The sequence below is a fragment of the Paenibacillus sp. FSL H7-0357 genome (assembly GCF_000758525.1).
Lineage (GTDB): Bacteria > Bacillota > Bacilli > Paenibacillales > Paenibacillaceae > Paenibacillus_AQ.
The window spans coordinates 5,947,499-5,959,546 of the sequence record NZ_CP009241.1 but is presented as its reverse complement, the minus strand read 5'-3'; the positions used below and the strand labels follow the sequence as shown (position 1 = coordinate 5,959,546).

Annotated in this window: 7 protein-coding genes; 6 read left to right on the top strand and 1 reads right to left on the bottom strand. The window is 52.6% G+C overall.

What is annotated here, in order from left to right; translation table 11 throughout:
• Positions 1 to 18: 18 nt before the first annotated feature.
• From H70357_RS26330 to H70357_RS26320, 3 genes are all read left to right on the top strand, one after another.
• Entirely contained in the window at positions 19 to 774 is a 756-nt protein-coding gene (locus H70357_RS26330) for a tRNA threonylcarbamoyladenosine dehydratase (protein WP_038595578.1), read from the top strand.
• Between the two features lie 158 nt (positions 775 to 932).
• Positions 933 to 2,234: an NCS2 family permease gene (locus H70357_RS26325; RefSeq protein WP_038595576.1), complete on the top strand. Its 1,302-nt coding sequence runs from the start codon at positions 933 to 935 to the stop codon at positions 2,232 to 2,234.
• Between the two features lie 159 nt (positions 2,235 to 2,393).
• A complete protein-coding gene (locus H70357_RS26320; protein ID WP_038595573.1) occupies positions 2,394 to 4,589 on the top strand; it encodes a HelD family protein in 2,196 nt (731 codons plus the stop codon).
• A gap of 73 nt (positions 4,590 to 4,662) precedes the next feature.
• Here the strand turns inward: H70357_RS26320 and H70357_RS26315 are convergent, their stop codons facing one another.
• Entirely contained in the window at positions 4,663 to 6,681 is a 2,019-nt protein-coding gene (locus tag H70357_RS26315; protein WP_038595572.1) for a methyl-accepting chemotaxis protein, read from the bottom strand.
• A gap of 502 nt (positions 6,682 to 7,183) precedes the next feature.
• On the opposite strand from H70357_RS26315, the gene H70357_RS26310 reads away from it, so the two are divergent.
• From H70357_RS26310 to H70357_RS26300, 3 genes are all read left to right on the top strand, one after another.
• On the top strand, positions 7,184 to 7,465 hold the full coding sequence (locus H70357_RS26310; RefSeq protein ID WP_038595570.1) for a CD3324 family protein: 282 nt from the start codon (positions 7,184 to 7,186) through the stop codon (positions 7,463 to 7,465).
• A gap of 147 nt (positions 7,466 to 7,612) precedes the next feature.
• Positions 7,613 to 8,917, top strand: a complete 1,305-nt coding sequence (locus H70357_RS26305) for a replication-associated recombination protein A (protein ID WP_038595567.1) — start codon at positions 7,613 to 7,615, stop codon at positions 8,915 to 8,917.
• Positions 8,918 to 9,288: 371 nt separating this feature from the next.
• Positions 9,289 to 12,021: a glycoside hydrolase family 9 protein gene (locus tag H70357_RS26300; RefSeq protein WP_038595564.1), complete on the top strand. Its 2,733-nt coding sequence runs from the start codon at positions 9,289 to 9,291 to the stop codon at positions 12,019 to 12,021.
• Positions 12,022 to 12,048: the final 27 nt, after the last annotated feature.

Here is a 12,048-nt window from a genome sequence, read left to right as displayed (position 1 = left end):
TGAAGGAGGCGCTACATCATGCTGCATCAGTTCTCGCGTACGGAGCTGGCCATCGGACCGGAAGGTCTGGAGATTTTGAAGAACAGCACAGTGGCCGTGCTCGGCATTGGCGGCGTAGGGGCCATGTCGGTTGAGGCTCTGGCCCGTACAGGTATCGGCCGCATTATCCTGATTGATAAAGACGCAGTGGATATCACCAATATCAACCGCCAGATTCATGCGCTTACGACAACCATCGGCCAGAAAAAAGCGGATTTGATGGTGGACCGTGTCAAGCTGATCAATCCGGAATGCGAAGCCATTGCCCTGAATATGTTCTACACGGAAGAAACCTATGAGGAGCTCTTCAAATACAAGCCCGATTTCGTCATCGACGCTTCGGATACGATTATTTACAAGATCCATCTCATTAAAGAATGCCTGAGCCGGGGAATCCCGATGGTTTCCAGCATGGGCGCAGCTAACAAAATGGACCCGACACGCTTTAAGGTGGCTGACATTTCCAAGACGGAGATGGACCCGATTGCCCGTGTGATCCGCCAGAAGCTGCGCAAGGATGGGATCAAAAAAGGTGTGAAGGTTGTCTTCTCCACTGAGAAGCCGGTGAAACCGCGTGTGGATGTGACCGAGCAGATCGTTCCTGAAGATGCGCCGGACAGACGTAAGGCTCAACTGCCGCCTGCCAGCAACTCGTTTGTGCCTCCGGTAGTTGGACTCATTATGGTGAGTGTAGCCGTACAGGACCTTTTGAAGGCTGGCGGAGTAAACGTATAAACGAAAGCAGGCCTATCTCAGCTCGAACTAACCAAAGGACAAAAGGGCGTGCAGCCGGAATCCGGCTGCTTACGCCCTTTTATTGTGATTTTAAAATCCGGAAACAACGCAGGAATGCTGTATTGGCAGCGGAATTTACCATCAGTGGAGGTATTTACATGAAATCGAATTTTTGGCGAAATAGCGTAGGTCTGGAGCCGGGCGACAACTGGAAACAGGAATGGGCGGCAGGGATCCTATCGTATTTTGCTTCTGTATATATTGTTATGGTCAACGCTGCTATTCTGCATGATGCGGGGATGCCGCTGCGGGCCGGTATGGTGGCTACGCTGCTGACGGCAATTACCGGCTGTCTGCTAATGGCCTTCGGCGGCAAGACACCAATTATCGTCGTTCCGGGAATGGGGATCAACGCCTTTTTCACCTATACGCTGGTGCATTCCATGAAGCTGGATTGGCGGGAAGCGCTTGCTGTTGTAGTTGTGACCGGAGTGCTGTTTGCGATTGTGGCGTTCACCTCGCTATACCGTATTCTCAGCGACGCGATCCCTCATAATCTGCAGCATGCGATTACTGTCGGAATCGGCTTGTTTCTGACCTTCATTGGCCTGCAAAAAAGCGGAATCGTCATCGCCCACCGGACGACATTTGTCGCGATCGGACATTTCAGCGACCCTGCCGTGATAACCTCTTGCGTAACCCTGGTTCTGGCACTGGTGCTGTTCATCCGCGGAACACGCGGGGGACTGCTGATCAGCATGATTGTGGGCACAGGACTTGCCTATCTGTTAGGTGCGTCGCATGCCCCGGGCCAGGAGGATTCCGGCCATGTGTTTTCAGGCTATGGTGATGTATTTGCCGGAATGGACTTGAGCCGGGGGATCAGCCTTGTGTTCTGGATTGCCGTGTTCCTGCTGCTGTTGATTGTTGTGTTTGAAAATATCGGGCTGATCTCTTCCCAGACATTGATGGCAGGACGCCCGGAGCGATTCAAGAGCAGCCTGCGTGCGTTGTCCATCGCCAATATTGCGGCCGGCCTGTTCGGCAGCAGTCCGGTAGTCGCTGCCGCAGAGTCGACTGCAGGCATCGCGGCCGGCGGAAAGTCCGGACTTACCTCGCTGGTTACCGGCATGTTGTTCGGGGCAACCTTCCTGTTCATCCCGCTGCTGGCTTATGTGCCGGACAGCGCCATCGCACCGATCCTGATTGTAATCGGCGGTCTTATGGTGCAGAGTGTACGTGAGATGGATCTCAGCGATATGACCGAGCTGTTTCCGTCCTTTCTGATCATGGTAATGATTCCATTCACCTATAGCATTGTCGACGGTATGGCTTTTGGCTTCATTACTTACCCCATCGTTAAACTCGCTATGGGCCGGGGCAAGGAAGTGCCGCCTGCGCTGTACGGCATCGCCGGACTTTTTGTGGCGAATTTTGTATTGCATGCCTTAATGGGTTGAACCTGGCGGAGCAGCTTATCCAGACTCGCCTGTATACTAGAATTTGAAATATGTGGATTTCACCGGTCTGTTGTGATATGATGAGTATCCTTTTTGTGTGAGTGAAGCCAGTCTTGCACGAGATCAATCTTTAAGATTACTTTTAGGAGGTAACTGAAATTGGAAGACGACGTTCAAAGTGCCTATCAAGAGGAAGAAGACAGGCTTAACGGCGCGCTTACAGAAATCGACACTGTCCTGGAGAGACTGCGCAGCATACCGGTGTACACAGGAAGCGAGTATACGGAACAAGTGCTGGAGGATTCCAGAGAACAGAGGCGCAAAGATCTTGCCAAGCTTAGGCAGGAGCCTTATTTCGGACGGCTTGATTTTCAGGGCAATGACGAGGACGAACGCAAGGCACTATATATTGGCAAAATCGGCGTAGACCGAGAACAGGTAAGCGACCGTCCGCTAGTCATTGACTGGCGCGCACCGGTAGCAAGCCTGTTCTATTCGTTTACAGGCGGAACGGAGCCGGCCTCCTATGAAGCCCCGGAGGGGCTGATTGAGGGGCTGGTATATTTAAAACGCAACGTGGTGATCCGCAAGCAAATCCTGGAGCGGGTGGCGGATACCTACAACCGCGACAGCGACGCCCCGGCCGTATCCGATGAATTTCTCGTATACCGCCTGGGCGAGAATAAGGACAACCGTCTCCGCGATATCGTCTCGACGATTCAGGAGGAGCAGGACAAGATTATCCGTGCCGCGAAGAATACGGCGCTGATCATTCAAGGTGTGGCCGGAAGTGGAAAAACAACAGTTGCGCTGCACCGCCTGGCTTTCCTGCTGTATCAATACAAGGAACAGGTCTCCGCGGAGAAAATGATTATTTTCGCCCCGAACCGGATGTTCCTGGATTATATTTCGGATGTGCTGCCGGAGCTTGGCGTGGGCAACATTGCCCAGAGTACCTTCCCGGATTGGGCTGCGGACGTGCTGGGTATCACACTGCCGGAGCAAGATACAGCGGAAACGATGAACCGCTGGTTCGAAACGGCTGGCAGCATGCCGGAGATTACTGAAGAAACACCGGGCCGCTTCAAGGGTTCAACGGTGCTGATGGAGATTATTGAAGCCACGATCAAGCTGCTTGAGACCGGTGCGGTGCCGGAGGGGGATTTCATTCCCTGGGAAGGTGCGGTACTGCGGCGTTCGATGATTCTGCGCTGGCATAACGAGGAATACGCCCCCTATCCGCCGGCCAAACGCAAAGAGCGTGTGATGGCCAGAATTCACCGCTGGATTGAGATGGAGCTCAAGAAGAGCCCTTCGCAGGCAGCGCTGAAGGAACGCAAGAAAAAAGCGGCGGCACGCGAGAAGACCTACAGCGGCAAGTGGCCCAAATATGATCCGCTTATGATCTATAAGCAGATTTTCCGGGCGGCAAAGGTTCCGGAGCATTGGCCGGCTGCAGCCCCGGAGATTATTCCGCAAGGCGTGCTGAAGGAAACGGTCAAGGAGCTCAAAAAAGGCATCCTGCGCGAAGAGGATCTGCCGCCGCTGCTCTATATTCATTATCTGCTCAGCGGAAATGAAGGCGGGGACCGCTTTGACCATATCGTTATTGATGAGGCGCAGGATTTCTCGCCTTTCCAGATTGCAGTGCTTGATTTGTACGTGAAGGGTCATTCCTTTACCATTTTGGGCGACTTGTCACAGGGGATACATGCCTACAAGGGTGTACATGCCTGGGAAGAAATGCAGACGCTGTTTGCACCGGAACATACGGCCTATCATGCACTGACCCGCAGCTACCGGTCCACCATGGAGATCATTGAATTTGCCAACGGCATATTGTCTTCCGGTGTTGGCAGCTCCCTGCTCGCCGTTCCGGTCTTCCGCAGCGGCAACCCGGTCCGGCTGATCTCTTACGCCGATCGTCAGCCGGCAGCGGCAGCAGCCGGGAGTGAGCGCCTCAGTGCCGTCAGAACGGCTCTGGGGGCACTCTCCGGGCGTGAATACCGCACAGTGGCTGTCTTAACCCGCAGCCTGCGGGAAGCTGCTGAGCTGTACGACGCGCTTGCCGGACAGTTTGAGGATCTTCACCTGATTGACGGCAGCATGACTGAATACCGGGGCGGGTTGTCTGTGCTGCCTGTGTATCTGTCCAAGGGGCTGGAGTTCGACGCCGTCATCTTGGCAGACGCGGACAGCGGACATTACGGGGAAGCGGCCTGGGACGCGAAGCTGATGTATGTCGGCTGTACCCGTGCGCTGCATGAACTGTGGCTGCTGCATGACGGGCAGCTGCCGCCTTATGTACAGCTGCTTGGAGAAGAGACAGTCTCCGGCTGGCCTGATTCGCAGTAGTGCAAATATAAAAAGCGGGCCGCCTGTCATAAACAGGACGGTCCGTTTTTATATTCTATAGGGTGAGAACGTCTTATTTCATCTCGTTTTGATCCGTGATATGGAACCGTTCCACCTGCTGCTGCATATCGGAAGCCATAGCGGACAACGCTGCAGAGGAAGCCGTAATCTCCTCCATGGAAGCAAGCTGTTCCTCCGTTGCAGCTGTTACGCTCTGGAAGGAATCCAGCGCCGCCCGCGAGATGGCAGCCATCTCCTGTACGGAGGCGGCCACTTCAGCCGAGCTGGCAGACATTTGCTCGGTAATCGCCGAAATCTCATGAATTTGTTCGCCCACATGCCGGGTGGACTGCTCAATCTGGATGAAGGCATCGCTTGCTTCCAGTGCCAGATTCATGCCTTGCTCAACGTCTTCGGCCACTTTATGTTTCATTACGTCGTAGGCGCTGGCGATCAGGCCGACCATTTCGGTAATGGTCTCTTGAATTTGACCCGCGCTGACATGGGAGGCTTCGGACAGCTTCCGCACCTCACCGGCAACAACGGCGAATCCTCTGCCCTGTTCTCCGGCACGGGCAGCTTCAATAGCTGCATTGAGCGACAGTAGATTGGTCTGCTTCGCGATCGCGGAGATCGCTGTACTTGCTTCTGCTACCTTTGTGCTAAGCCCGTTAAGTTCGGAAATCAGTCCGCCGGACTGCTGAACGGACTGGCGGATCGTCTTCATCTGCTCGCTGACATGCTGCACTCTGGTGCTTCCGGTGTTAACAACCTGCTCAGTCTGCACTGCGGCACTTACAATGGCCTGGGAAGCGGAAGCAATTTTGTGGATGGCTTCGGACATTTCATCCATAGTTACGGCTACCTCGGAGGAAGCATGGGCCTGGGTTTCCACACCGCGGGTGGATTCCTCCACCAGTCCGGTGACATACTCCACAGCCTTGCTGTTCTCGCCGGTGCTGGCTGTCAGCTGCTCACTGGCAGCTGCGAGCTGGCCTGAGGTTTCGGCCACATCCTGCACCATCTTTCGAAGCGATGCTACCATGGCGTTATAGTTGCCCGCAAGCTGCCCGATTTCATCTTTACGTGTGGTGTTGACCACTTCATCCAGATAGCCTTCGCTGACGCGCTTTGCCGAACGGTTCAGCTGCTCAAGCGGCTTGGTGATGCGGCGGATGATGAAGAACGTTACTGCAGCGGCCAGAAGCAGCGCAACCAGCAGAACGATAGCTGAGTTATACAAAATAGGATAAACGGCCTCTGCATACTCGCTCTCGGGCAGCACACCAACCAGCTTAAAGCCGCTAAGTTCATTCGTAATGTAAAAGCCATCCATTGCCTGGTCTGTGGCACTGTCTTTGTAGGACACTTTGCCTGCCGGGGCCGTATTCAGCGTATCCAGCAGCCCGCCTGTAACGGGGCTTCCTACCTCCAGAGTGGGATGGTAGATAACCTTATTGCTGCTGTCCAGTATATATACATAACCGCTGGAACCGAGGCTGACATTCTGCGCCAGTTCCATAAGCCCATTCATGCTCAAACTGATTGTAGCTACCCCTTTGCCGTCCTGGAAGGCTTTGGAGATCGGCAGGATGAAGGAGTTTGTAACCTTGGAGAAAATCGGGTTGATAACGGATGTGCGGTCCGGTGTCTTCAGTGCGTCAATATACCAGTCGCGGACCCGGGGATCATAGTCGTTTGGTTTAGAATCAGGCGCTAACATAAACTTGCCATCGCTGTTGCCTAAAGCGACGATATCGATTTCAGGATGCTCCGCTTTGAATTTGTTGATCTGATTCCGTACGCGTGGAGAGTTCGCAGTCAGATCAGCTGCGGTAATTTGATAGGCAAGCTGATTCACATTGCTGCTCTCCAGCTGTATTAATTGCTCAAGTGTCTTATCGAGAAGATGAATGCTCGATTTTGTAGTTTCCTCCATTTTGCCCTGCAGCTCTGTTTTGGAAGTTTCCGAAGAGTTGACAGCTAGTACAAGCGAAGGAACTGCAATGGCGGTAATGATAAAAGCCATTAGTTCGGTTCTGAGTTTCTTGATGCCGAATACTTGTTTGAGGATGTGCCTTTTAGCTGTCATATTATATTCCTCCTGCTTTTAATTACTTCCATATCTATTAGTTAATAGATAATTACTTTTATATTTCGACACTAATCGACTTATTTTTTAGATTTTTCTTAAAAAAATAAGTTCCCATCTGGTGAAGAACAGTTATAACTGTTCTTGAACTTGTAACCTATCCCTGGGTATGGCTTAATAATAAGTGTCCGGCCGGGCAGATTACTCTGGAAGGAGGCTGATTGAAATGATTTCAGTATACGAGGTGGTTTCCGTCTAAGACGGAAATCCGCATAACCGGAGGAGGCCGAAAGGCCTCCTTATTTAAAAAACATAGAAATAAATAATTCACATAAAGTTGTGATCAAAAACCGAAGGTAGACGCTATCCAATGGTTTTTATATAATGAACTTACGGTATTTACCAAATATGAGCTGAAGAAAGGAGGCAGGTGACGTGATCAATTCATTACAAGCAGTCGTCGGACACAAAGGGACACACCTGTTGAAGGAGGAAGTAAAAAGTGAGTTATGTAAATGGGAAGGATGTGCTCCCCCCGGGCCTGCTCGAAGAGCTTCAGGGATACATCCAGGGTGAATTGCTATACATCCCCAAGAAAACCGAGCAACGGGTAAGATGGGGCGAGAACAGCGGATCCAGGCAGGAGATTGCCAGCCGGAACGAGGAGATATTCTGCAGTCACAGCAGCGGCTGCTCGGTGAACGAGCTGCAGAAGAGATACCATTTATCCGAAGAAAGCATCCGCAAGATTATTTCAAAAATGCGGCTGGCGCTAAACCGCTAGCCTGAACTTTGAACAAAGAGCATGGCACCGCCGGAGGAGGCGAGGTCATGCTCTTTTTAAATATTAGGATGTATCCGTGGTATGGTATGATAGTGGGAGGTATTCTAATAGTGCCGACCTACAAGATTACAGCAAGGAAGTGGAAGAATGGATTTATTTTCGCTCGGGGAAGACACCGGTAGCGGCCGCCTGCTGGCGGACCGCATGCGTCCGGCGAATCTTGATGAATATATAGGACAAGAGCATATTGTTGGCCCGGGGAAGCTGCTGCGCAGAGCGATTGAGGCAGATCAGGTCTCCTCTATTTTGCTTTACGGCCCTCCAGGCTGCGGAAAAACAACATTGGCGCATATTATTTCCCATCATACACAGGGGGAATTTGTCCGCCTGAATGCGGTCGAAGCCTCGGTCAAGGATGTGCGGGAAGTGATCGAGCGTGCTCAGAGCAATAAGGCATTGTACGGCTCCAAGACCATTTTGTTTCTGGATGAGGTGCACCGCTTCAACAGCTCCCGCCAGGATGCACTGCTTCCCGCTGTGGAGAAGGGGACCATCACCTTTATCGGCGCGACGACGGAGAACCCGTTCCACTATGTGAACGGGGCGTTATTGAGCCGCTCCACGCTGTTTCAGCTGGAGTCCTTGACCAGTGAGCACAGTCTGATTGCTATGAGGCGGGCGCTTACCGATGAGAAGCGGGGGCTTGGGTTCATGCAGCTGCAGGTGGATGAAGAAGCTTTGCAGCATATTGCAACGATGGCCAACGGCGATATCCGCCGGGCGCTTAATGCACTTGAGCTGGCGGCCATGACCACTGCGCCGGAACCGGACGGAAGTGTGCATATTACGCTTGCGGTGGCTGAAGAATCCATCCGCCGCCCGATTGTCAAAGCGGACGAATCGACGCAATATGATGTGTTGTCTGCGTTTCACAAAAGCATCCGCGGCTCCAGCGACGCGGCGCTGTTCTGGTTTCTCTATGCTGTGGAGAAGCTGGGGATGGACCCGATGACATTCATCCGCCGGCTGATTGCTGCGAGCAGTGAGGATATCGGTCTGGCCAATCCGCAGGCGATGGTCCAGGCGGTCAGCGCACTGGAAGCCTACCGCAATAACGGCTGGCCTGAAGCCAAGCTGAATATTGCCCAGGCGATTCTGTTTGCGGTGGAAAGTCCGAAATCGAATGCCGTGACCATGGCGATTTCGAATGCCATGGCCAGTATCGACGAGTTGAAATCGGCTGAAGTACCACTGCATCTGCGCGATACGCATTATAAAGGAGCCGTGAAGCTCGGCCATGAGGGCTACCAGTATCCGCATAATTTTCCGGGCCATTATGTCAAACAGGATTATCTGCCTAAGGCTATTGCACGCCGGGTCTTTTATCAGGCTACTGAACAGGGCAATGAAGCGAAGATCCGCCATAACCAGTCGCTTCGGCGCGGACAGTAGTCATGTAGGAGTTCGATTGTACAAATTTCTCCATTTTATGCATCAGCCGCTTATTTTACAGGGGGAGATTTCATTCCTTTTGTAAAAGAAGCGGTTTTTTGTTTGACGGACTCGCGGTTTTTCTGATAGACTCCAATTTTTCTTACAAAAATATCTATTTTTTATTACATTTTTGCTATTTTGTATATAGAATTCTATTCCAATATATGGTATATATTTACATAGGATGCAAATCATCCTAAAGAAACCCGGAAAGAAGGTGGGAAACTTCATTGGGAATGAATAAGAGTTTGGAGCCACGGTTTGAAGAGTCTGTGCAGAGATGAAATTGAACACAAGGACAAGAAGGACAAGAAGGGAGAAGGGCTAAGATGGGCAAAGGGATCAGGAAGGGCTGGGTTTTGTCCTTGAGCTTTATGTTAGCGGTTACATGTTCCGGAGCTGTATTTCATCCATCTGTGGGCACAGCAGCGGCTGCCGGCTACAACTACGCAGAGGCACTGCAAAAATCGATTTATTTCTATGAGGCTCAGCGTTCAGGCGATCTGCCGGAAGACAACCGGGTCGAGTGGCGGGGGGACTCCGGACTTCTGGATGGCGCGGATGTCGGCCACGATTTATCCGGGGGCTGGTATGATGCGGGGGATCATGTCAAATTTGGTTTTCCAATGGCTTATACAGCTACGATGCTGGCCTGGTCGGTCTATGAATACAAGGATGGTTACGTGCAGTCCGGCCAGCTGGAGGAGATTCTGGATAATATCCGCTGGGCTACCGACTATTTTGTCAAAGCCCATACAGCTCCAAATGAGCTATGGGGACAGGTAGGGAACGGAACGGCCGACCATAATTGGTGGGGAGCAGCGGAAGTGATGCAAATGCAGCGGCCCTCCTACAAAATTGATGCAACTCATCCCGGCTCTGATCTGGCGGCAGAAACCGCAGCGGCGCTGGCTTCGGCATCGATTATCTTCCGGGATTCGGATGCTGTCTATGCGGACAAGCTGCTGCTGCATGCCAAACAGCTGTATCAATTTGCGGACACTTACCGCGGCGCCTATTCGGACAGTATTACCGACGTCAAGCAGTATTACAATTCATGGAGCGGTTATGCCGATGAGTTGAGCTGGGGCGGTGTATGGCTCTATTTGGCGACCGGTGAGCAGACGTACCTGGATAAGGCAGTTGCCGCAAGCAGTCTGTGGGGAACGAACCAATCGGGATTATGGGGTTACCAGTGGACACAATCCTGGGATGACAAGCATTACGGTGCGCAGCTGCTGCTGTCACGGATTACCGGGGATGCCAAGTTCATTCAATCTACGGAACGCAACATGCAGTATTGGACAACTGGTGTAGGCGGGACTAGCGACCGGGTCGCCTATACACCTGGAGGGTTGGCACATCTGGATCAGTGGGGAGCCCTGAGATATGCCGCCAACCAGGCATTTTTGGCGTTTGTTTACGCGGACTGGGTAAGCGACCCTGTCAAAGGCGAAACGGCCCGTTCTTTCGCGGAACGGCAGATTACGTATATGCTGGGCGACAACCCGCGGAACAGCAGCTATGTGATCGGGTATGGCAACAATTCGCCGCAGCATCCGCATCACCGGACCTCACATGGTTCATGGAGCGACAGCCAGTCTACTCCTTCAGATCACCGTCATGTTCTATACGGAGCGCTGGTCGGGGGTCCATCCAAGACGGACACGTATACCGATTCGATCAACGACTATGTCTCGAATGAAGTGGCAACCGACTACAATTCCGCCTTTACAGGGGCGCTGGCCAAAATGATGCTGCTCCACGGGCAAGGGCAGCAGCCGCAACCACAGTTTCCTGCGGCAGAGACCCCTGAGGATGAAATGTTTGTCGAGGCTTCCGTAAATGCCAGCGGCAGCAATTTTGTAGAGATCCGGGCACTGCTCAACAACCGTTCCGGCTGGCCGGCACGGGTCAGCAAGTCGATGTCCTTCCATTATTATCTGGACCTCAGCGAAGCAATTGCCGCAGGGTACGGTCCGGAGGATATTACGGTCACTGCCGGTGGCTACAACCAGGGAGCAACGGTATCCGCACTTCAGCCTTATGATGAAGAACATCATATTTATTACACCAAGGTTGATTTTACCGGCACTTCGATCTATCCGGGCGGTCAATCCGCTTACCGGAAGGAAGTCCAGTTCCGGATCGCCGCTCCGCTCAACACGCTCTTCTGGGACAATACAAATGACTATTCATTTAAAGGCGTGGCAACGGGAGGAGCGCTTCCGGTAAAAACGGCGTATATACCGGTATACGACGCCGGGGTGCTTGTATTCGGTGAACTGCCTCCTGGAGGCGGACATCCGGGTGAACCGAAGGTGCCCGCACAGCCTTCCGGTGTAGCGGCTGCTGCTGAGAACGCCAGCGTAAAACTGTCCTGGAACACAGTCAGCGGGGCAACGGACTATACAGTTAAACGGGCTGTAACGAGTGGCGGGCCTTACACTGTAGTTGCAAGCACAACAGGGGCCGTGTATTCCGACAACGGGCTGGTTAATGGTACTACCTATTATTATGTAATCACCGCCTCGAACAGTGTTGGCGAGAGTACGCCATCTCTGCAGGTTAGTGCCCAGCCGCGTGAAACACCTACTCCGGCAAAAGGTGATTTAAGGGTGGAATACCGTACTAATGACAACAATCCCGGGGACGGACAGATGCGCCCGCAATTCCGGATTGTGAACACGGGAACTGCCGCGGTACCGTTGAGTGGTCTTAAGCTCCGCTACTATTTTACCGTGGACGGAGACAAAACCCAGCAATTCCACTGCGATTATGCCGTTGTCGGCAGCGGAAATGTAAGCGGTTCCTTTGCGAAACTTAATCCGTCCCTAACCGGAGCGGACTACTATCTGGAGATCACTTTTGCTGAAGGTGCCGGAAGCCTTGCTCCCGGAGGGAACAGCGGAGAAATTCAGGTGCGCACCAACAAAGAGGACTGGACGAATTATAGCGAGGGCAATGACTATTCCTACAGCGGAACGCAGCTTGCCTTCGCCGAATGGGAAAAGGTGACACTGTATCGTGACGGAACACTTGTGTGGGGTTTAGAACCATAATTTATCTACAGAGAGGGAGCTAGCCAA

Bases quoted from the DNA above. Each gene is read 5' to 3' on its own strand.
- H70357_RS26330 (WP_038595578.1), top strand. From the start codon at position 19: ATGCTGCATCAGTTCTCGCGTACGGAGCTGGCCATCGGACCGGAAGGT.
- H70357_RS26325 (WP_038595576.1), top strand. From the start codon at position 933: ATGAAATCGAATTTTTGGCGAAATAGCGTAGGTCTGGAGCCGGGCGAC.
- H70357_RS26315 (WP_038595572.1), bottom strand. From the start codon at position 6,681: ATGACAGCTAAAAGGCACATCCTCAAACAAGTATTCGGCATCAAGAAA.
- H70357_RS26305 (WP_038595567.1), top strand. From the start codon at position 7,613: ATGGATTTATTTTCGCTCGGGGAAGACACCGGTAGCGGCCGCCTGCTG.
- H70357_RS26300 (WP_038595564.1), top strand. From the start codon at position 9,289: ATGGGCAAAGGGATCAGGAAGGGCTGGGTTTTGTCCTTGAGCTTTATG.